This is a genomic window from Roseovarius sp. THAF27 (assembly GCF_009363655.1).
Classification (GTDB): domain Bacteria; phylum Pseudomonadota; class Alphaproteobacteria; order Rhodobacterales; family Rhodobacteraceae; genus Roseovarius.
Window position 1 is genome coordinate 3,897,803 of record NZ_CP045393.1, and the last position, 19,879, is coordinate 3,917,681.

General features: G+C 64.2%; 19 protein-coding genes. 6 read left to right on the forward strand and 13 right to left on the reverse strand.

Annotated elements, in window-relative coordinates:
• Positions 1–277: 277 nt before the first annotated feature.
• The 4 genes from FIU89_RS19330 to FIU89_RS19345 are packed head-to-tail and all read right to left on the reverse strand — an operon-like array spanning position 278 to position 3,014.
• Positions 278–1,078 (reverse strand): SDR family oxidoreductase, encoded by an 801-nt coding sequence (locus tag FIU89_RS19330; protein ID WP_152494096.1) that lies wholly within the window; start codon positions 1,076–1,078, stop codon positions 278–280.
• A 13-nt stretch (positions 1,079–1,091) separates the two neighbouring features.
• Positions 1,092–2,048, reverse strand: a complete 957-nt coding sequence (locus tag FIU89_RS19335) for a calcium/sodium antiporter (RefSeq protein ID WP_152494097.1) — start codon at positions 2,046–2,048, stop codon at positions 1,092–1,094.
• Positions 2,048–2,215, reverse strand: a complete 168-nt coding sequence (locus tag FIU89_RS19340) for a hypothetical protein (protein ID WP_172978171.1) — start codon at positions 2,213–2,215, stop codon at positions 2,048–2,050. The genes FIU89_RS19335 and FIU89_RS19340 overlap by 1 nt, the downstream gene beginning before the upstream one ends.
• A gap of 1 nt (position 2,216) precedes the next feature.
• The gene (locus tag FIU89_RS19345) at positions 2,217–3,014 is read right to left on the reverse strand and encodes a S49 family peptidase (RefSeq protein ID WP_152494099.1); all 798 of its coding nucleotides are present in this window, start codon (positions 3,012–3,014) and stop codon (positions 2,217–2,219) included.
• On the opposite strand from FIU89_RS19345, the gene FIU89_RS22645 reads away from it, so the two are divergent.
• Positions 2,896–4,437, forward strand: a complete 1,542-nt coding sequence (locus FIU89_RS22645; RefSeq protein ID WP_254701737.1) for a phosphatase PAP2 family protein — start codon at positions 2,896–2,898, stop codon at positions 4,435–4,437. The two genes, FIU89_RS19345 and FIU89_RS22645, sit on opposite strands and share 119 nt — an antisense overlap.
• Positions 4,438–4,573: 136 nt before the next feature.
• Here the strand turns inward: FIU89_RS22645 and FIU89_RS19355 are convergent, their stop codons facing one another.
• Together FIU89_RS19355 and FIU89_RS19360 are read right to left on the reverse strand one after the other, a co-directional pair.
• Complete coding sequence (locus FIU89_RS19355) at positions 4,574–5,335, reverse strand: ABC transporter permease (RefSeq protein WP_152494101.1); 762 nt, start codon at positions 5,333–5,335, stop codon at positions 4,574–4,576.
• Positions 5,332–6,261, reverse strand: a complete 930-nt coding sequence (locus tag FIU89_RS19360; protein ID WP_152494102.1) for an ABC transporter ATP-binding protein — start codon at positions 6,259–6,261, stop codon at positions 5,332–5,334. The genes FIU89_RS19355 and FIU89_RS19360 overlap by 4 nt, the downstream gene beginning before the upstream one ends.
• Before the next feature lie 230 nt (positions 6,262–6,491).
• On the opposite strand from FIU89_RS19360, the gene FIU89_RS19365 reads away from it, so the two are divergent.
• Positions 6,492–7,193, forward strand: a complete 702-nt coding sequence (locus FIU89_RS19365) for an SGNH/GDSL hydrolase family protein (protein ID WP_254701738.1) — start codon at positions 6,492–6,494, stop codon at positions 7,191–7,193.
• A 248-nt stretch (positions 7,194–7,441) separates the two neighbouring features.
• Here FIU89_RS19365 and FIU89_RS19370 read toward each other — a convergent pair whose 3' ends face one another.
• Complete coding sequence (locus tag FIU89_RS19370) at positions 7,442–7,951, reverse strand: CoxG family protein (protein WP_152494103.1); 510 nt, start codon at positions 7,949–7,951, stop codon at positions 7,442–7,444.
• Between the two features lie 131 nt (positions 7,952–8,082).
• Here FIU89_RS19370 and FIU89_RS19375 point away from each other — a divergent pair, with 131 nt between their 5' ends.
• A complete protein-coding gene (locus FIU89_RS19375) occupies positions 8,083–8,760 on the forward strand; it encodes a polysaccharide deacetylase family protein (protein WP_152494104.1) in 678 nt (225 codons plus the stop codon).
• Positions 8,761–8,796: 36 nt separating this feature from the next.
• On the opposite strand, the gene arfB is transcribed toward FIU89_RS19375, so the two are convergent.
• From arfB to FIU89_RS19400, 5 genes are all read right to left on the reverse strand, one after another.
• On the reverse strand, positions 8,797–9,216 hold the full coding sequence (gene arfB, locus FIU89_RS19380) for an alternative ribosome rescue aminoacyl-tRNA hydrolase ArfB (protein ID WP_152494105.1): 420 nt from the start codon (positions 9,214–9,216) through the stop codon (positions 8,797–8,799).
• Between the two features lie 403 nt (positions 9,217–9,619).
• Entirely contained in the window at positions 9,620–10,243 is a 624-nt protein-coding gene (locus FIU89_RS19385; RefSeq protein ID WP_152494106.1) for a queuosine precursor transporter, read from the reverse strand.
• 72 nt (positions 10,244–10,315) lie between these two features.
• Positions 10,316–11,242, reverse strand: coding sequence for a penicillin-insensitive murein endopeptidase (gene mepA / locus FIU89_RS19390; RefSeq protein WP_152494107.1), 927 nt, complete (start codon positions 11,240–11,242; stop codon positions 10,316–10,318).
• The gene (locus FIU89_RS19395; protein ID WP_152494108.1) at positions 11,227–12,606 is read right to left on the reverse strand and encodes an MFS transporter; all 1,380 of its coding nucleotides are present in this window, start codon (positions 12,604–12,606) and stop codon (positions 11,227–11,229) included. The genes mepA and FIU89_RS19395 overlap by 16 nt, the downstream gene beginning before the upstream one ends.
• 73 nt (positions 12,607–12,679) lie before the next feature.
• Positions 12,680–13,216: an acyl-CoA thioesterase gene (locus FIU89_RS19400; RefSeq protein WP_152494109.1), complete on the reverse strand. Its 537-nt coding sequence runs from the start codon at positions 13,214–13,216 to the stop codon at positions 12,680–12,682.
• A gap of 126 nt (positions 13,217–13,342) precedes the next feature.
• Between FIU89_RS19400 and FIU89_RS19405 the strand changes: the two genes are divergently transcribed.
• The 3 genes from FIU89_RS19405 (at position 13,343) to yaaA (ending at position 16,753) form a co-directional block, all read left to right on the forward strand.
• Positions 13,343–13,651, forward strand: a complete 309-nt coding sequence (locus tag FIU89_RS19405; protein WP_057791703.1) for a YggT family protein — start codon at positions 13,343–13,345, stop codon at positions 13,649–13,651.
• A 269-nt stretch (positions 13,652–13,920) separates the two neighbouring features.
• Positions 13,921–15,960, forward strand: a complete 2,040-nt coding sequence (gene recQ, locus FIU89_RS19410) for a DNA helicase RecQ (protein WP_152494110.1) — start codon at positions 13,921–13,923, stop codon at positions 15,958–15,960.
• Between the two features lie 34 nt (positions 15,961–15,994).
• Positions 15,995–16,753, forward strand: coding sequence for a peroxide stress protein YaaA (gene yaaA / locus FIU89_RS19415; protein ID WP_152494111.1), 759 nt, complete (start codon positions 15,995–15,997; stop codon positions 16,751–16,753).
• Between the two features lie 920 nt (positions 16,754–17,673).
• Here yaaA and FIU89_RS19420 read toward each other — a convergent pair.
• Entirely contained in the window at positions 17,674–19,854 is a 2,181-nt protein-coding gene (locus FIU89_RS19420) for a response regulator (protein ID WP_152494112.1), read from the reverse strand.
• Positions 19,855–19,879: the final 25 nt, after the last annotated feature.

Consider the following 19,879-nt stretch of genomic DNA (forward strand, 5'->3'; position numbering starts at 1 on the left):
TTTGATTCTGCCCGTGGGCTGCAATGATTAGCACACACGCCGCAATAGGAAACATCTCCACGGATCGTGTGGATAACTCTGCGGACAAGTTTCGGTTACCGGGATTTTTTCGTTGTATTCAGCCTGCTTCGTTAGATTGCCCAAAAATTAAGCACAAACTTAACTTATTGATTTCGAATGATTAAAAATCCGTGGTATCCCAAATATATGAAAACATTAAAAATTTTGTAACGCTTCGGTAACGCCCCGCCGACCCGTGAACAAGTTGACCCGACGTCTATACATCAACCCCCAGAACATCCGGCGTCTGCCATGCCAGATGCTGCCCGCCATCGACACAGATCAGCTGCCCGGTCACCGCCTTCGCCTCCAGGAAATAGCCCAGCGCGGCGGTGATATCCTCGGGGTTCACGCCCCGCTTCAGTATCGTCCGCGCCCGCTGGTCAAAGAACTGCTCCTCGCTCTGCTCGGTGCTCTTCAGCGTCGGCCCCGGCCCGATCCCGTTCACCCGCACGCGCGGCGCCAGCGCCTGCGCGGCGGTGCGCGTCATGGTCCACAGACCCGACTTGGCAATCGTGTAGCTGGCGAAATTCGGCGTCAGCTTGCGCACCCGCTGGTCAATCATGTTCACCACCAGCCCCTGCGCCACCGGCTCGCCATTGGCGTCCTTCACCGGCTCCGGCACCTGCGCCGCCAAACCTTGCGTCAGCGCAAAGGGCGCGCGCAGGTTCGATTCCATGTGCCGGTCCCAGCTTTGCCGGGTCGCCGTCTGATATGTCTCGTCCTCGAAGATCGACGCGTTGTTCACCAGAACATGCACCGGCCCGCCCAGCCGTGCGGCCGCCTCGGGCACCAGCGCCTGCACCGCGCCCTCGTCCAGCAGGTCCGCCTGCACGGTGACGGCCCTTCGCCCCTTGGCCTCGATATCGCCCGCCGTCTCCGCGGCGGCATCGGACGACCCGCCGTAATGCACCGCCACGTCATAGCCGCGCGCCGCCAGGAACAGCGCCATCGCCCGCCCAAGGCGCTTGCCGCCCCCGGTCACGAGGGCGCGGCGGCTGTCGGTGTCTTCGGTCATGCAGGGGCTCCGTTCAGCTCAACACGACCAACACATAGATCACGTAGAGAACGGTCAAGGCGATGCCCCACAGCCGGTTGATATCCCGGCCCAGGAACACGAACGGGATCAGCAGCAGCGACGCGCCCAGCATCACCCACAGGTCGAACTCCAGAAACTCCGGGTCCACCGGGATGGTGCCGACAAAGGACGTGATGCCGATGATGGCCAGCAGGTTGAACATGTTCGACCCGATGACGTTGCCCAGCGCCACGTCCGCCTGCTTGCGCAGCGCCGCCATCACCGTCGTCGCCAGCTCCGGCAGCGACGTGCCCAGCGCCACCAGCGTCAGGCCGATCACCGCGTCGCTGACGCCGAACTCCCGCGCGATGATCGACGCGTTGTCCACCAACAGGTCCGCACCCAGCGGCAGGCCCACAAGCCCCAGCGCCAGAAAGACGAAGATCTGCCACCACGGCATGTCGGGGTCCGCGCCCTCGACCTCGTCCTCGTCGTCCGCTTCCGCACTCCGGCACGCGCGCCGATGGTTGCGCGCATCGCGAAACGCATCCCCCAACACCAGCCCAAGGCAGGCCAGAAGGACCACGCCCGCCAGCATGTCGAACGCCCCCCGGAACGCCAGGCCGATGAACACCACGGTCGCCCCGATCATGAACAGATAGGTCTTGCGCGTGTTGCACCCCGAAGTGTGCAGCACCGACAACAGCGCCGGCACCCCCAGCACCAGCAGGATGTTCGCCGTGTTCGACCCGATCACGTTGCCCAGCGCCAGCCCCGGCTTGTTTTCCAAGACCGCGTTGACCGAAATCAGCAGTTCCGGCGCCGAGGTGCCGAAGGCCACGATGGTCAAGCTGACGATCAGCGCGGGAATGCCCACGCGCAGGCTCAGGTTCACCGCGCCCTTCACCAGCGCATCCCCGGCCAGAAGCAGGATCAGCAGCCCCAGCCCCGACATCAGCCATGGCCACATCAGGATTTGCCCTCCCGGCACTGGCACGGCCCCTTGCCGATGCGGAATCGCCTGCAATGCGGGCACCGGGCCGACTCCAGCTTCTTCTGTCCGGGAAAGCGCAGGCGTCCGAACATCGCCAGCACGGCGATGAAGGCCAGGAATATGAGGGCGATCTTGCTCAGCACGTCACAGGCCGAACCGGGCAAAGGCCGCGCGTTCCTCGACCGAGGCGAAGGCATCCTCGACCACCGACGCCCCGAAGCGCTGGAAAAAGCCCTTCTTCTTGCCATAGGTGGCAAACCGCACCTTGTCGCCGTAAAGCTCCTTCAGCTTCGGCGCCAGGTGCGCCACCCCGTCGGCAAGGCCCAGCTCGACGCCACGGCGCCCCAGCCAGAACTCGCCGGTAAAGAGGTCTTCCGCCTCGCTCAGCCGGTCGCCCCGCCGCGCCTTGATCTGCGCGATGAAATTGCCGTGCATCTCTTCGAGGATGCCCTTGAGCCGCGCCACGTCTTCCTTCTTTTCGGGCTGGAACGGGTCAAGCGTGCTCTTCGACTTTCCGGCGGTATAGACCCGCCGCTCCACGCCCTGCCGCGCCAGGAACACATGCGCGCCAAAGCCCGCGGAAATCACCCCGATGCTGCCCACGATGGAATTGTCGTCGACCCAGATGTCATCCGCCGCCGAGGCCAGCCAATAGCCGCCCGAGGCCGCCACATCCTCGACAAACGCGTGGACGGGCACCTTGTGTTCGTCCGCCAGCCGCCGGATGCGCCCCGCGATCAGCGCCGACTGCACCGGCGATCCACCGGGGCTGTTGATCAACAGCGCCACGGCCCTGGGCTTGCCCCGCTTGAACGCCTTCTCGATGGCCGACGCCATCGCCTCGTCGCTCAACGGCATTCTCGACCCGGCGCCGATTGCGCCCGACAGGCGGACGACCGACACCAACGGGCCTGATTTCAAAAACGGGATAAATCGCTTCATGGGTGCCGATGTAGAATGCCCATGCGCGACAAACAAGGTTGCGACACGTATCAATACCGCCCGAAGGCAAGAAAGCCACGTAAACGACGCGGGGTCAGGCCGCCGCCGCCCCATCTTCCGGCGGCGCCCCTCCTGCGTAGGGTGGGTGAAAACCCACGCGCCGCCCGATGCCAGCTCCTACGACCTGCTTGAACTCCTGACCCGTCAGCCCCCTTGTAAATCCGTTAGATCAGAAACCGACACAGCGCCCCGAACAGGTCTCGCACCTACGACCATCCCGACGCTTTTTCCAACCGTGAGATACCTCCTGCTTGGCCCCTCTTTTTCCGCAAGCATATGGGGCTCTAGCCACATTCAATCCAAACTGAAGGTCCAAAGCAGTCACGAAGTCGCCTCTTTTCTTGCGAATAAAAAGACAACAGGAATCGACGGAGAACCGGCCATGCAGGGCGAGCAGACATCTTCAATCTCTCCGTTAGTGCGACGGTCAAGCTATGTTGGCATTGCGCTTCTGTGTGCATTCAACGTCGCCGTTTTGACCTTCAGCCGGGCTGACCTTTTGACACACAGCTTGCCGATGTTCCTGCTTCACGGCGTCCTGCTGTTGGCCGTCTTCGTCTCGGCCCGCCGCGTCCTTAGTAGAATGGTCCGGCCAAAAGATGCACTTCTGCGCATTCATTATCTATTTGAGGGTCTGTTCTTTCTTCATATCGCATGGCTGAACCTTAGGCTGCTGAACCACCTCTCGATGATGCTGCCGTTTCCCTATGCCGATGGCCTTCTGGCCGGTTGGGACCGCGCACTGCACCTCGACTGGGCCGCCTATTTCAATGCGGTCGTATCGCGCCCTCTGCTGTATGATGTGCTGGACGTCTCGTACACATCCCTGACTCCGCTCAGCATCGTGGTCCTGGTCCTTTTGATCCTGTTCGGCTCGGTCACGCGCGCCCGCGAGTTCATTGAAACCTTCCTGTTGACCGCGGTTCTCTGCATCATCATCGGCGCGGCTTTTCCGGCAAACGCCGCAGTCGTCACCCTTGTCCCCGATCTTTCCACCCTGGCACATCTCAGCCAGCTCCCGGGCGCCTATCACATTCCTCATATGGAAATGCTGCGCGACCCCTCGGCATCCGTCCTTCTAGACCCGGCCCAGTTGCCAGGCCTTGCGACGTTCCCGTCCTTTCACACGGCGTCCGGTATTCTGATCATCTATGCGTGTCGCAAGTCGTGGCTCAGCGTTCCGGCGTGGATTTATTCTATCATGATGATCGCCGCCACACCCGTGCATGGTGGACACTATATCGTCGACCTCATAGCCGGTGCGCTCGCTGCAATGCTCGCAATCAAGGTGGTCAAGTACATGAATGAGAAAAACCGGGGCGTCGCTACGACGCGCGGCGCAACGGCCTGTGCCGTGATATAGCCCGGGCCTCGGCCCGACGTCGGACCGCGGCCCGGGCCATCAGCGCGTTTGGTGCGACAGAATACTTATCCGGTCACAGAACCACGGGGGCTACGTGGTAGGGTGGGTGAAAACCCACGCGCCTCCCGTTGCCCCCTCAACTCTTGATCCGGTACCCCGTCTTGAAGATCCGCCAGATCAGGAACAGGCACAGCGCCGTGAACCCCGCAATCGCCAGCAGGCTCAGCCCGATCGACACGTCCGCCTGCCCGAAGAACGCCCAGCGGAACCCCGAGATCAGGTAGACCACCGGGTTGAACAGCGTCACCGTCTGCCAGAACGGCGGCAGCATCGAGATCGAATAGAACGAGCCGCCCAGGAACACCAGCGGCGTCACGATCAACAGCGGCACCAGCTGCAACTGCTCGAAATTCTGCGCCCAGATCCCGATGATGAACCCGAAGAGCGCGAAACTGATGCAGGTCAACAGCAAGAACGCCACCATCGCGCCCGGATGCTGTATCTGCACATCCACGAACAGCGCCGAGGTCGCCAGGATCACCACCCCGATGAACAGCGCCTTGGTGGCCGCCGCCCCCACATAGCCGATCACGATCTCCAGGAAGTTCACCGGCGCCGACAACAACTCATAGATCGTGCCGATGAACTTGGGAAAATAGATCCCGAAGGAGGCGTTCGAAATCGCCTGCGTGATCACCGACAGCATGATCAGACCCGGCACGATGAACGCGCCATAGCTCACGCCCTCCACCTGGTCGATCCGGCTGCCAATGGCCGCGCCGAAGACCACGAAATAGAGCGAGGTCGAAATCACCGGCGACACGAAGCTTTGCAACAGCGTGCGAAAGAACCGCTGCATCTCGAACTTGTAGATCGCCCCGATGGCCAGGAAATTCATGCCGCATCCTCCTTCACCAGCCCGACGAAGATCTCCTCCAGGCTCGACTGGCTGGTCTGGATATCCCGGATCACCAGCCCCGCCTCGGTCAACTCCTTCACCAGCCGTGCGATCCCGGTCCGCTCGGCATTGGTGTCGTAGGTATAGGTCAGGCTCTGCCCGTCCGGGCTCTTCCACAAGTCGTAGTCCGACAGGCTCTCGGGCACGCTCTCCACCGGCTCCACAAGGTCGATCCGCAGGCTCTTGCGCCCCATCCGCTGCATCAGCGCCACCTTGTCCTCGACCAGCAGGATCTCACCATGGGCAATCACCGCAACCCGGTCGGCAATCGCCTCGGCCTCCTCGATGTAATGGGTGGTCAGGATGATCGTCACGCCATCCTGCCGCAGTCCTTCGACCACTTCCCACATGTCGCGGCGCAGCTCCACGTCGACGCCCGCCGTGGGCTCGTCCAGGAACAGGACGCGCGGCTCGTGCACCAGCGCCTTGGCGATCAGCACCCGCCGCTTCATGCCGCCCGACAATTCCTTGATCTGGTTGGTGCGCTTGTCCCAAAGACTCAACTGCCGCAGGATCTTCTCCACCAGCGCCTCGTCACGCCCCTTGCCGAACAGCCCGCGGGAAAACCGCACCGTGTTGATCACCTTCTCGAACGGCTCCAGCGCAATCTCCTGCGGTACCAGCCCCACCAGCGAGCGCGCCGCGCGGTACTCAGCCTCGATGTCATGCCCGCCCACGCGCGCCGTCCCGCCCGTGGGCGTCGTGATCCCGCACAGCGCCGAGATCAGCGTCGTCTTGCCCGCGCCATTGGGCCCCAGCAGCGCCAGGATCTCGCCCTCGCGGATCTCCAGGTCCACGCCCTTCAGGGCCTGAAACCCGTCGTCAAAGGTCTTCTCCAAGCCGCTCACCTCGACAAACGCCGCCATATCCCGCGCTCCTTCTTTCGTCATCCGCGGCAAACTAATCCGACCGCGCCCCGGCGCAAGCCGGTACGAAAACACAACCCCTTGTGCATTCCTGCGCGCGCGCATCTACGCCGCCCCGAATAAAACGCATTGTTTCCACATTTCGCATTGCGCCCGCCGCCTCAGGCGGGAATCCTATGCGCGGTGGGGGCGCATGGTGCCATGCGCATCAAGACAATCGCAGGACAAACATGAAACGCCTCTCTCGTTTTGTCTGGCCGCTCATCATATTCGCGCTCGGTGCCTGCACCGAGACGGTGACGCGTGCCGATAACCCCCGCATCCTTCTCATGGGCGATTCCATGATGGCCTTCCACGGCATGGCCGGGAAATCCGTCTCTCACGCCATGGAGCGCCGCCTGGGCGAGCCGGTCATCGACCGCTCCGTCTCCGGCGCCCGCTTTCTCTATGCCCTGCCCATCTCGGGCGCGGCGGGCATGAACATCACGAAACAATTCCGCGCCGGCAACTGGGACTGGATCGTAATGAACGGCGGCGGCAACGACATCCTCTTCGGCTGCGGCTGTGGGTTCTGCGACCGCCGCATCGACCGGCTGATCTCCCAAGACGGCACCACCGGCGTCATCCCCGGCTTCGTGGCGAAGATGCGCAAGACCGGCGCCAACGTGGTGATGGTGGGCTACCTGCACACCCCCGGGGTGCGCTCCCCCATCGAAGGCTGCGTCGACGAGGGCCGCGAGATGGACGCCCGCATGGCCCGCCTCGCCGCGCTCGACCGCGGCGTGCATTTCATCCCGATGAGCGACTTGGTCCCACCGGGCGACCGCACCTACCACGCGGTCGACCTCATCCACCCCTCGCCCAAGGGGTCCGACGCCATCGGCGGCCGCATCGCCGAGCTCATCCGCCAAAGCGGCCCGCGCCGGAATTAAAGTGTCCCGCCTTTCACCTGACACTTCAGATAAAGGCGGGGCGCACGCAATGATCAAGCCTTGCACTGCGCTTCGCCAAAAGCTGTGATTCAGGTTTTTAGAGAAACGCTTTAGCCGCGCGCCGGAGGCGTCCCGACAGACGCCCTCGGCACAACTTCAACGGCGATGCACCCCCTTTTCCTCTGGCCATAAATATCCCCGCCGGAGGCTCCGACGAGGACGCACTCACCCCGGCACGAACCGAAGGCTCACCCCTTCGAGATCATCCGCTTCAGCCAGCCTTTCTTCTCGGCCTGTTCTTCCGGCTCGTCCTCCTTCGGCCCCTCGATCACCTCCTCGAGGTTGGAGAAAAACTGGTCGGCCATCTTCTTGGCAAACCCGTCGACGATCCGGCTGCCCAGCTGCGCCAGCTTGCCGCCCACCTTGGCCTCCACGTCATAGCTCAGCCGCGTGCCGCCCTCGACCGCCTCCAGCCGCACGTCCGCCGCGCCCTTGGCAAAGCCCGCTGCGCCACCCTTGCCCTCGCCTTCCAGGCGCAAGCTCTCGGGCTGGTTCATCTCGCTGAACGTCACCATGCCCTTGAACGTGGCTTTCACCGGCCCGACCTTCTGCGTCACCGTCGCCTCGTACCCGTCCTGGGGGTTGCCCGTGACCTCCTGCGCGCCCGGCACGCATTCCTTCAGCACCTCCGGCTCCATCAGCGCGGCCCAGACCGTTTCCCGGTCCGCCGCGATCTCGCGCTCCCCACTCATCTGCATGACATGTCTCCTCCTTGGGTTGGCCCGATCCTACCGCACGGCCCCAAACCCTCCAAGACCGATGCGCTCTGCAAATTGACAGAGCCGGGGTGTCTCGCGCATCAAGACCTTAGTCGCATGGGAAATGATCCTTGCCCGGTACGCTCTGCCTGACTTTCGACGATCTCTTCGTCGCCAACTGGGTCGCCGCCCGGCCCGTCTTCGCGCAACACGATGCCCGCGTCACCTTCTGCGTGTCGCACCTTCACGCGGCCACGCCGGATCAGATTGACGGCCTGCACCTCCTGCAATCCGACGGCCACGAGATCGCCTGCCACACCCGCACCCATCCAAGGCTGAAACCCTACCTCGCAACCCACGGCCTAGACCACTGGCTCGAACACGAGGTCGACCGCGCCATCGCCGAGCACCGCGCGGCAGGCTTCCCGGCCCGCAGCTTCGCCTGCCCCTTCCACGCCTCGACGCCCGAGACCCGAACCGCCTTGGCCACCCGGTTCGAAATCGTCCGAACGGAGGGCCCCCGCAGCCTCGATCCCGCCAACCCCGCCTCCCGAATCTATGCGGAGATCCCCGCCTCACGCTGTCTCGACAACCTCGGCTTCGCCGACATGCAGCACAAGGCCTTCCCCGGCTGGCCCCGGCATCACACCCTGCTCGATCTCATCGCCCAAACCGATGGCTTGGCCGTCTTCACCGGCCACGACATTCGCGCAAGGAAATCCGGCCCTGGCTTCTACAGCACCGCCCGCCAGATCGGACGTTTACTGGAGGCCGCAACCACGCGAGGCATCACGGTGAGGCCTGCGTAGGGTGGGTGAAAACCCACGCGTGCCGGGCAAGGTGCATCAAACCCCGTCCACCTTCCCCCTCAGCGCCTTCACCTCCGCCCGCTTCTTCTTCGCCTCGACCCGTTTGCGCTTCTGGTTCTTCGACACTTTCGTGGGGATCCGCCGCTTCGGCTTTTCACACGCCTTCCGCACCAACTCCGCCAGCCGCTCCCGCGCGATCTCGCGGTTGCGCGCCTGGCTGCGCTCCTCCGACACCTGCAACACCACCGCACCGTCCTTGGTCCAGCGCCGCCCGGCCAGCCGCCGCAGCCGCCGCTTCACAGGGTCGGGCAGGTTGGGCGAGCGCTCGGCCTCGAACCGCAATTCCACCGCCGAGGACACCTTGTTCACGTTCTGCCCGCCCGGTCCGGACGCGCGCGTGAACTGCTCGGTCAGCTCCCAATCCTCGATCGTGATCTTGTCGTTGATCTTCATCATGCCCTGTCAAATATAGCGTTTAGACTTTTAGGTGAAGCAGACTGCATCACCTTTTGCGTTGAAACCGTTAGGTTTCAGGCAGCGAAAGGTGAGTCATTGAAAAGTCGAAACGCTTTAGCACCGACGCGATGCGCCTCAAAGACCGACGCGATACCGACGCGCCATTTTCACACTAAAAGGGCCGCCCCAACCTCGTGGAACGGCCCTTCTAAAAGTTTCGGAGGCGAGGTCGGTTAGGCCCTGCCAATCCGGGTGTTTACATGCCCAAGGGCTGCCTCAGACACGAACCTCCCTGACTGTTCCGACACCTCTCTCCAATCCCTTTATAGACACTGGATCACCTCCTTTCAGTTGTTGAACTCAAGGGTAGCCTGCCACAGATTTTGCATTTGTCAAAACAAAATCATGTGGTCCTGCCACTAAGCGACCCCACGATGATGCGAAACGGCACAAGTGCCAAGATTGCCAGCACCAGCTTCACCAGCCAGTCCGCCACCGCCAGCGACACCCACAGCGGCACCACCGGCCCCACACCCAACAGCGGCAAAGCCTCGCCGGCCCAGCTCACATCGTTGCCCGGCTCCAGGAATGTCAAGCTGGCGGAAAACGCGATGGTAAAGAACAGGCCCGTGTCCACGCTGCCCCCGATCAGCGACGACACCACCGGCGCCCGCCACCACGCCCCGCTCCGCAGCCGGTCGAACACCGCGATATCCAAGAGTTGCGCGGTCAGGAACGCAACCGCCGAGCCCACCGCGATCCGCACCGTCACCAGCGGCCCGAACTCGCCCGAAATCTGTGTGCCGATAAAGGAACAGACCAGCCCCACCACGAACCCCGCCAGCACCACGCGCCGCGCCGCCGCGCGGCCATAGACACGGTTCATCACGTCCGTCACCAGGAACGCCAGAGGATAGGTGAACGCCCCCCATGTCAGCCACTGACCGAACAGGAATTGCACCAGGATGTTAGACGCGACGACAATCGCCGCCATCGCCAGAACACCGGGAAGGATTTTGGATGTCATGCTCACAGGCCCCCGATACGCGTTTAAATCAGGGGCCTGCGCCTAGTCACTTTGCGGCGAAACCGCAAGACCTCACTCCGATTGCAGCACGCCCAGGCACTGCGCCGGCAGGTCCGCCATGGTCAACTCACGGCGCGGCTTGGGCGGCGGCGCGTTGGGGTCGGGCGGAGGCGGGTTCAGGATGTTGCGCTGCCACTGCCGCGCATCGGCGCAGCCATCCCCGGCGGGCGGCGCGGCCTGATCGACACACCCCTTCGCCCCACGCGGACATTTCAGCCGCACGTGGAAATGATAGTGATGCCCGTACCAGGGCCGGATCTTGCGCAGCCAGCTGCGGTCGCCGGTCTCTTCCTCGCACATCCGCACCTTGGCCCCCGGAAAAACGAAGATCCGCGCAACGCGCGGATCCTTCGCCGCCGCCTTCATGATCTCGTGATGCGTGCGATTGTAATTGTCGTTCGTGTAGGCCCCGTTCGCCCGCCGCAGCGAAATCGACGACAGGCTTTCACGCTGCGCCCGGCTGAGGTTCAGGTTGTTCGCCGGCCGCAGCCAGATATCCACGTCCAGCCCCATCTGGTGGCTGCGATGCCCGGTCAGCATCGGCCCGCCCCGCGGCTGGCTGATATCCCCGACATACAGCCCCTTCCATCCCGGCTGCGTCGCGGCAAAGCGCGAGAGTTTCTGGACAAAGTCGATCACCTCGGGATGGCCCCAGTTGCGGTTCCGGCTCAGGCGCATCGCCTGCCATGTCGGCCCCGTCTCGGGCAGTTGCACGCCACCGGCCACGCATCCCTTGGCATAGCCGCCAAAGGGGCGCGCCGGCTGCTGCGAGCCGCCCCGCTTGGCCCCGAACAGCTGTTTCGCCTGCACCCCGCGCATGTCCGCCGGAATGTTCTGCGTCGACAGCACCGCGGGCTGGACGCTCTCCTGTTCTGCCGTGGAGCCGCCACAGCCTGCCAGCACCAGCGCCAGCAAAACCGGCTTTACGATACGGACCATGTTTCACTATCCCCTTTTGCCTGCACCCAGCGTAGCAAGATCAACCCCACGAGGAAAAGCAGAATAAGGGGCGTGACCCCAATTCGCGCGCTTCCGCTGATATAGGTCACCAGCCCGATCAACGCGGGCGCGATAAAGGCCGTCGCGCGCCCCGACAGCCCGTAAAGGCCAAAGCTTTCCGTCGGCACCGAAGGGTCCGTGTGCCGCACCATCAACGACCGGCTGGCCGATTGCAGCGTCCCGCCCAGGCCCCCGATCAGGATACCGCAGCCAAAGAACACCATGTCCGGCAAGGCCGAGCCCTCCTCCAGCGGTAGGCCGAAGAACATCGTCCGGTCCATGCTGACGATGGTGATGCAGACCCCGATCAGGATCCACACCGCCACCACGATCACCGGCTTCGGCCCGTATCGCTTGTCCAGCCTGCCGCCGACCCAGCTGAACGCCGCCGCCGCGATGGCGCTGACGATGCCGAAAATGCCCACCCTCACGATCGACCAGTCCAGCACCAGCGTCGCGTAAGTGCCGCCGAAACTGTAGAGGCCGTTCAAAGCGTCGCGATAGAACATCGACGATCCCAGGTAGGCCAGCAGGCTGCGGCGGTTGGGCAGGTTGGCCAGCGACTTCTTCAACAGCGCCATCGCCCCGACGAACCCCGCGCCCTTCGGCGCGGTGTCCGCATCGCGCACCCACAGGAAATAGGGGATCATGAACACCACGTACCACGCAGCCGCCAGCGGCCCGACGATGCGCTTGTCCTCGTCCTGCGCGGCGTCCAGCCCCAGCGCCGGCTCCAAACCGACGATCGTGCGCCCCCCGTCCATGGTCTGAAAGAACACCAGCATGATCGCCAGCGACACCAGCCCACCCAGATAGCCAAAGGCGAATCCGCTGCCCGAGGTCGATCCCACATCCTCCGCCGTCGCCACCGACGGCAGCTGCGAATTGACGAAGATCAGCGCGTATTCCGCGCCGATAAAGCCGATGCCGAACATCACCAGCATCAGAACCATGTTCGACCCGTCCGGCGCGGTCCACCACAGCCCCGCCGCGCCCACCACATAGAGCACGGAAAAGAACAGCATCCACGGAATGCGCCGCCCGGTCGAATCCGCCATCGCGCCCATGATCGGCGCACCGAAGGCGATGACCAGCCCCGACAGCGCCAGGCACCACGACCACAGCGTCTGCGCCCGCGCATCCGCCGCCTCTTCCGCCAGCCCGGTGCCAAGAAAGTAATTCGAGGCGACAGCCGCAAAGAACGGCCCGAACACGAAAGTCACCAACAGGGTATGATACGGCTGGCTGGCCCAGTCGAAAAAGAACCAGCCCCAGATGCGCTTGCGTGCCGAAACCTCTGCCATCTCGCCCCCTCGTTTGGCCGCGATCAAACGCGGTTCGAGGTCCGGTGGCAAGCCCTTCGTTCGGCTTTCCGCGTCAGTCCCGCATCGGCGGCCAGGGCCGCTTGGCATCCGCCTCGATCCACGCGGTCACCCATTCCGGTGCCTCGGGCCGCTCGACAAGTTTGCCCAGCGCCGCCATCACCTCGTCAGGCGGCACGATCCCTTTCTTTCCGGTCACCGCCGAGCGATAGACGATGTGATTGGCGCACTCGCCGTCCGCCTTCCACATCGACTGTTCCAGATAGACGAACCGCGCGTCCCACCACACCGCGCGGGACCGCATCTCGACCGTCTCGAACATCCGGATCCGGCGGCGATACCGCACGCTCGCCCCCGCCATGGTCAGCCCCCAGCGGTTCTTTTTCAGAACCTTCACCAGCCCCGCCCGCATCGCCAGCGGGATACGCCCAAGATCATACAGTGTCAGCGTCCGCCCGTTGTTCAGCTCCATCCAGAGGTCGATATCCCACGGCAGGCACACATGCCGCGACACATGCGTATCGGTCGGCGCCAAGGGTGGCGAATTGCGGTGCTTGAAAAGCTGCCAGAACATGCGGATGACAGGATACATCGGGCGCTCCTTTTGCCCGAGGTCTTGACGCAACTCACGGCCACGTCAACCACAACCTCGCGTAAAGCTTGCGGAATACCGCCATGAAGCTTACCTATGCCGCGCAGCAAGCAAGAGGTTCATCAGATGCAGGCAATCGCAGGTCCCATCGGGCTCATTCTGGACGTGGTGTTCTTCATCATGATCATCCACATCATCATGAGCTGGCTGATCAACTTCCAGGTCCTGAACCTCAGCCAGCAATTCGTGGCCCAGATCTGGTACGGCCTAAACCGCCTGCTGGAGCCGATCTACCAACCCATCCGCCGCATCCTGCCGGATACCCGACCCTTGGACCTTGCCCCGCTGGTGGCCTTCGTCGCGCTGATCTCGCTGCGCGACTTCATCCTGCCGGAACTGCTGTGCAACGGACGCCCCCTAGGCTACTGCGGATAGACGCGCCATCGCGGCCCCCCGGGGTGGCGATCCACGGCTTGATCGGCAGCACTTTATCCAAGCCAAACCCGAAAAACATCCGAGCGTCGCGCCAGGACTTGCCAAATCGCCGCCCCCAGGGAAGGGGGGCCGCGATGGCGCGGCGGCCTGCGGCCTTGACTCCGCGCGGCCTAGGCCGAAACCAAAGCCCAATCCGGGACTTGTTTACGATTCCTTAGTGTGGGACTGTCACCTGTAAGAGCAGAAAACTAAAATCTTACAGGTTCCCCATGCAAAGCGCTGCCACGCTGCTGCAAGACGTCTTCGGATTCTCCGCCTTCCGCCCCGGCCAGGAGGAAATCGTCCAGACCGTCGCCGAAGGGTCCAACACCCTTGCCATCATGCCCACCGGCGGCGGCAAATCCCTTTGCTACCAACTGCCCGCGCTGCTGCGCGACGGCGTCACCGTCGTCATCTCCCCGCTCATCGCGCTCATGCGCGACCAGGTCCGCGCCCTCCGCGCGGCGGGGGTCGAGGCCGGCGCGCTCACCTCCGGCAATACCGAGGAAGAAACCCAGGCCGTCTGGGACGCGCTCGACGCAGACCGCCTGAAACTGCTCTACATCGCGCCCGAACGCCTCGCCGCCGGCTCCGCCATGGGGATGCTGCGCCGCATCGGCGTCAGCCTCATCGCCGTTGACGAGGCCCATTGCGTCAGCCAATGGGGCCACGACTTCCGCCCCGACTACCTGCGCATCGGCGAGCTGCGCCGCGCCCTGGACGTGCCGCTGGCCGCCTTCACGGCCACCGCCGACGCCGAAACCCGCGCTGAAATCGTCGAGAAACTGTTCGAGGGCCAGCAGCCCGAAACCTTCCTTCGCGGCTTCGACCGCCCCAATATCACCCTCGCCTTCTCGGCCAAGGACAGCCCCCGGCAGCAGATCCTCAGCTTTGCCGCCGCCCGCAAGGGCCAGTCCGGGATCGTCTATTGCGGCACCCGCGCCAAGACCGAAACGCTGGCCAAGGCCCTGCGCGAGGACGGCCATTCCGCCTGCCACTATCACGGCGGCATGGATCCGAACGACCGGCGCCATGTCGAACACCGCTTCAGCACCGAGGACGGGCTGGTGGTGGTCGCCACCATCGCCTTCGGCATGGGCGTCGACAAGCCAGACATCCGCTGGGTCGCCCATGCCGACCTCCCGAAGTCGATCGAGGCTTATTACCAGGAAATCGGCCGCGCGGGCCGCGATGGCGCGCCCGCCGACACGCTGACGCTCTTCGGCCCCGACGACATCCGTCTGCGCCGTGCCCAAATCGACGAGGGCCTCGCCCCGCCCGAACGCCGCGCCGCCGATCACGCCCGTCTCAACGCCCTTCTGGGCCTTGCCGAAACCCACGCCTGCCGCCGCCAGGCCCTGCTGCGCTATTTCGGCGAGGATCCGGCCCCTTGCGACAATTGCGACACCTGCACCACACCGCCTGAAACCTTCGACGGCACGCAGGACGTGCGCAAGGCGCTCTCGGCCATCCTGCGCACGGATGAATTCTTCGGCGCCGGCCACCTGATCGATATCTTGACCGGCAACGAGACCGACAAGATCCGGGCGCGCGGCCATGACGGCCTGCCCACCTTCGGCGTCGGCCGCGACACCGACCGCCGCACGTGGCAGGGCATCTTCCGCCAGATGATGGGCCACGATCTCATCCGCCCCGATCCCGAACGCCACGGCGCCCTGCGCATGACCGACCGCGCCATCCCCATCCTCAAGGGCGAGGATCAGATCACCCTGCGCCGCGACACCCTCGCGCCCAAGTCCCGCCGCCCCGCCGCCAAGACGCTGGTGGCCGAAGAAGACGCGCCGCTCCTGTCCGCGCTCAAGGCCAAGCGCCGCGCGCTGGCCGAGGCCGCCAAGATGCCCGCCTACATCGTCTTCAACGACCGCACCCTGATCGAGATGGCCGAAACCCGGCCCCGCACGCTCGACGACATGGCCCGCATCTCGGGCGTCGGCTCCAAGAAGCTTGAACAGTACGGCGCCGCCTTCCTCGAGGTCATCAACGGCGAAGCCGAGGTCATGCACCCCACCCGCCGCAAGCTGGCGGGCCGCGAGACCGGCACGGTCTACGACCGCCTGCTGGAGGTTCAGGCCAACCTCCAACGCGGCGAGGATGGCATCGACAAGCCGCTTTCGTGCTCAGCCAGCCTGCTGGCCCGCGTCGCGGCCTCCAAGCCCCGCGATCTGGGTGACCTCGAACGCCTCCTGGGCGACAAAAGGACCGAGCGTTTCGGCCCCGCCTTTCTGGACGTTCTGCACACGGCGGACTAAGTCCCCGGAAAGCTTAATTTCTCAAAGGTCAAAAATGCTCGTCGTCGTCTCGCCTGCCAAGAAAATGGACATGTCGCCGGCCAAGGGGATCCACCCCACCGGCCCCGCCTTCGCCAAGGACGCCCATGCCTTGGCCGAGGTGGCCCGCGACCTCAGCCAGGCCGACCTGAAAAAGCTGATGGGCATCTCCGACGACCTCGCGAAACTCAACGCCGACCGCTTCCGCGACTTTGGCAAACAGGATAAAAAACCCGCCGCGCTCGCCTTCGCCGGCGATACCTACCAGGGGCTCGAGGCCGGCTCGCTCGACACCGACGAACTCGACTGGGCGCAGGATCACCTGCGCATCCTTTCGGGTCTCTACGGCCTCCTGCGACCCCTGGATAATATCGAGCCCTACAGGCTCGAGATGGGCAGCCGCCTCAAAACCGAAAAGGGCAAATCGCTCTACGATTATTGGGGCGACCGCCTGTCGAAGGCGCTCAACCGCTACGCCGACGACGTGAACGCCAACGTCCTGGTCAACTGCGCCAGCCAGGAATATTTCGGCGCGGTCGACCGCGACGCGCTCAAGCTCAGGGTCATCACCCCCACCTTCCTCGACACCAAGAACGGCGAAGCCAAGGTCATCAGCTTCTTCGCCAAGAAGGCCCGCGGTGCCATGGCCCGCTTCATCGTCCAGAACCGCCTGACCGATCCCGAAGCCCTCAAGGATTTCGACTCCGGCGGCTACCGCTATGACGCCGCGCGCTCGACCGAGGACGAACCGGCGTTTATCCGCGACGAGCAGTAGGGCGTTCCGCGCAGGGCAAAGCCTCTGTTATTGGCAAGCGGCCAATATCCGCTTTGCGGTACAAAGCCGCCGTTCACGACGGAGGCCATCGTCAGCCCCTGGGGTGGCGATCCGACGGGAATTCTGAAGCACTTCATGCCCGCCAAACACGTCCTCGGAAGGGTCGTTGCGCCCAGCCTCAGCCAAATCGCCAGCCCGTGGGAGGGGCTGACGATGGCCGGGCCGCTTCGCGGCTGTTAACCGGCTGGGTGCGCGATACCAGTGTCTTGACTGCGATGAGACGCGCATCGACGGGCCGTGGTGCGGCGAACCGACGATGGGTATGGGCAGTTTATGCCTGCCAAGCACATCCAACCCGATAGCGTGGCATTTCACCTGCCAAATCGCCGTGCCGTCGCACCAAAGGTGCGCCAACTATAGGCGGCACGCCTCTGGCGTGACGGGGCGGCCCGTCGCGCCGAAGGCGCGCATATAAAGTGACGCGCCTCTGGCGCGATGCGCGGCGTGCTTCGCCCTTGTTCCGCGCGGGGCGTTCGCGTTGAACGTTCGCTTTGCGGGACATGAAAGACGTTCGATCCACAGCCCCGGCGCGGAGTCAGGCCGCAGGCCCCGCGCCATAGACGGGCCGCCCCCACGGCCCGGCGATTGTGTTAAGTTCGGTGCCTCGCTCGGCCCTGTTTCGGATCTGGCCTGGAAAAAGCGCTGCCGACCCACCGTCGGATCGCCGCGCCGCGGCCCGTCAATGGCGCTCGGGACTATAAATCACACGTGTCCGCAAAAGCTCACACCGGACCTTCGCCGCAAGGAAAACGAACGTCCCTCGGGACCAGCGCCACCTCTCACTGACAGCCATCATCTGCCAGACCTCAAACGCCAGTCATTCGTCGCAGCGCAAGGCCCCGACCACGTCCACTATCCGCTCACGCCGCGCTCTGCCCCTCCTCGGGCGGGCGCACGCCTACTGGGCAGGCCGCGCTCACGTGGTCGATCAACACCTGTTTCGACAGCGGCTTCGACAGGTAGTGATCTATCCCCGCCGACAGGATGTCGTCCTCGTCTCCGTCCATCGCGTGCGCCGTCATCGCCACGATGGGCACATGCACGCCGCCATCCGCTTCGATCTCGCGAATGGCGCGGGTAGCCTCCTTGCCGTCCATCTCGGGCATCGAGATGTCCATGAACACGATATCGGGCGCGAAAGACCGGTAGAACGCCACCGCCTCCTCGCCGTTCACGGCGAATTTCAGGTCGATGTCCAGCGCCTTGACCATCTTGGAAAAGACCAGCCGGTTGGTCTTGTTGTCCTCCGCCGCCAGCACGCGCATCACGCGGCTGGGCTCCTGCGGCAGGTCCGGTTCCGCCACGCCCCCCGCCAGCGAGCCCGAGAGCCGTGTCAGGGCGGCAAAAAGCTCGGCGCGGGGGAAGGGTTTCTGAAGCACCGCGTCGACAAAGCCGCGTCCCGGGTCCTGTTCCACGCTGCCGGTGTTTCCGCTCAGCAGCAGCACCGGCGCCGCGTGTCCGGCCGCCTTCAGCGCCTCGGCCAGTTCGATCCCGTCCATCCGGGGCATGACGTGGTCGGTAATCACCAAGCTGACCGACCCGTCCGTCGCCTCCAGCGCCGCCGCACCGCTGTCGCAGCATGTCACGTCGATGCCCAGCGCCGCGAACAACCTCTCCAGGATCGCGCGGTTCAGCGCGTTCGTCTCGACGATCAGCACCTTGCGCAATCCATCGGGCACGCTGAAGTCCTGTTCCGCGTCCGGCTCGGCCAGCGGCAGTTCCACGGCAAACCCGAAGGTCGAGCCCTGCCCCTCCACCGAGTCGACCCAGATCTCGCCACCCATCAGTTTTACCAACTTCTCAGAGATCGCGAGGCCGAGGCCCGTGCCTTCGAACTTGCGATTGCTCTCACCGTCCACCTGGTTGAACTCGCCGAAGATGTGCCGGACCTTGTCGTCGGGAATACCGATCCCGCTGTCCTCGATCGTCACATGCAGGCGCGCCGCGCCCTGGGCCGCGCATTCGACGCCCACGACGCGCACCATCACGTGCCCCTCTTCGGTGAATTTCACCGCGTTGCCCAGAAGGTTCGTCATGATCTGCCGCAGCCGCCCCGGATCACCCACAAAGCGCGTCGGCAGGAACAGGTCGTAATCCACCAACAGCTCGATCCCCTTGTCCCGCGCGTTCACCTGCATCAGCATGATCAGCTCGTGAATGCAGCGTTCCAGGTCGAACGGCTCGGCATGAAGCACCAGCTTCTCCGCCTCGATCTTGGAATAATCCAGCACGTCGTTGATGATCACCAGCAGCGCCTCGCCCGAGTTCTTGATCGTGTTGGCATACAGCAGCTGTTCCTCGTCCAGCTCGGTATCCTTCAGCAGCTCCGCCATGCCCACAACCCCGTTCATCGGCGTGCGGATTTCGTGGCTCATGTTGGCCAGGAAGGACGATTTCGCCCGGCTCGCCATCTCGGCCTTGCGCCGGGCTTCCTTCAGCCGTTCCTCGTACCGGATCGTGTCGGTGATGTTCAGTGCCAGGCTCACCACGTCGCCGGTGGGCCCGCGCTGGTCGATCAGCTTGATATAGGCCCCGTTCCACAGCCGGACGATCTCGGGCTCGGGCGCCACCGTCTGCCAGCGGTCCAGCATCTTCTCGCGCCACGCGGCGGGGTCGGCGTCGCCGATATCCACGACCCCCTCCTCGGTCACGCATTGCAGGATCTCGACATAGCTGATGCCGGGCTTGACGTCCTCCAGCCCCTCGAACACGCCCAGCCAGGCGTGGTTGGCGGCGATCATCCGGCTGTCGGCGTCGAAAAAGGCAAACCCGTCCTGGATCGTCTCGATCGAGTGCCACAGCCGCCGCTCGGCGATGGCGACCTTCTCGTTGGCCATGTTCAGGTCGGATTTCACCCGCGCATTCTCGTCCCGAACGGTCTGCACCTCGGCGCGGGTCTCGACGATCTCCTCGCTCAGGGCACGGGCATGCCGGCCCAGCTTGCGGTTCGCGGCCTGCAACTCCGCCTGTTTCTGTTCCAGCAGACGTTCGGCGGCCAGCCTGGCGCGCCGTTCCTCCGCCAGTTTGTTGGCAAGGCTCATGCCCCAACCTCCGCCCGTGCCGGTG

Coding starts and splice junctions, on each gene's coding strand:
- FIU89_RS19330 (WP_152494096.1), bottom strand. CDS start 1,078: ATGACCGAAGACACCGACAGCCGCCGCGCCCTCGTGACCGGGGGCGGC.
- FIU89_RS19335 (WP_152494097.1), bottom strand. CDS start 2,048: ATGTGGCCATGGCTGATGTCGGGGCTGGGGCTGCTGATCCTGCTTCTG.
- FIU89_RS22645 (WP_254701737.1), top strand. CDS start 2,896: ATGGCCGACGCCATCGCCTCGTCGCTCAACGGCATTCTCGACCCGGCG.
- FIU89_RS19345 (WP_152494099.1), bottom strand. CDS start 3,014: ATGAAGCGATTTATCCCGTTTTTGAAATCAGGCCCGTTGGTGTCGGTC.
- FIU89_RS19355 (WP_152494101.1), bottom strand. CDS start 5,335: ATGAATTTCCTGGCCATCGGGGCGATCTACAAGTTCGAGATGCAGCGG.
- FIU89_RS19360 (WP_152494102.1), bottom strand. CDS start 6,261: ATGGCGGCGTTTGTCGAGGTGAGCGGCTTGGAGAAGACCTTTGACGAC.
- FIU89_RS19365 (WP_254701738.1), top strand. CDS start 6,492: ATGAAACGCCTCTCTCGTTTTGTCTGGCCGCTCATCATATTCGCGCTC.
- FIU89_RS19370 (WP_152494103.1), bottom strand. CDS start 7,951: ATGCAGATGAGTGGGGAGCGCGAGATCGCGGCGGACCGGGAAACGGTC.
- arfB (WP_152494105.1), bottom strand. CDS start 9,216: ATGATGAAGATCAACGACAAGATCACGATCGAGGATTGGGAGCTGACC.
- FIU89_RS19385 (WP_152494106.1), bottom strand. CDS start 10,243: ATGACATCCAAAATCCTTCCCGGTGTTCTGGCGATGGCGGCGATTGTC.
- mepA (WP_152494107.1), bottom strand. CDS start 11,242: ATGGTCCGTATCGTAAAGCCGGTTTTGCTGGCGCTGGTGCTGGCAGGC.
- FIU89_RS19395 (WP_152494108.1), bottom strand. CDS start 12,606: ATGGCAGAGGTTTCGGCACGCAAGCGCATCTGGGGCTGGTTCTTTTTC.
- FIU89_RS19400 (WP_152494109.1), bottom strand. CDS start 13,216: ATGTATCCTGTCATCCGCATGTTCTGGCAGCTTTTCAAGCACCGCAAT.
- FIU89_RS19405 (WP_057791703.1), top strand. CDS start 13,343: ATGCAGGCAATCGCAGGTCCCATCGGGCTCATTCTGGACGTGGTGTTC.
- recQ (WP_152494110.1), top strand. CDS start 13,921: ATGCAAAGCGCTGCCACGCTGCTGCAAGACGTCTTCGGATTCTCCGCC.
- yaaA (WP_152494111.1), top strand. CDS start 15,995: ATGCTCGTCGTCGTCTCGCCTGCCAAGAAAATGGACATGTCGCCGGCC.
- FIU89_RS19420 (WP_152494112.1), bottom strand. CDS start 19,854: ATGAGCCTTGCCAACAAACTGGCGGAGGAACGGCGCGCCAGGCTGGCC.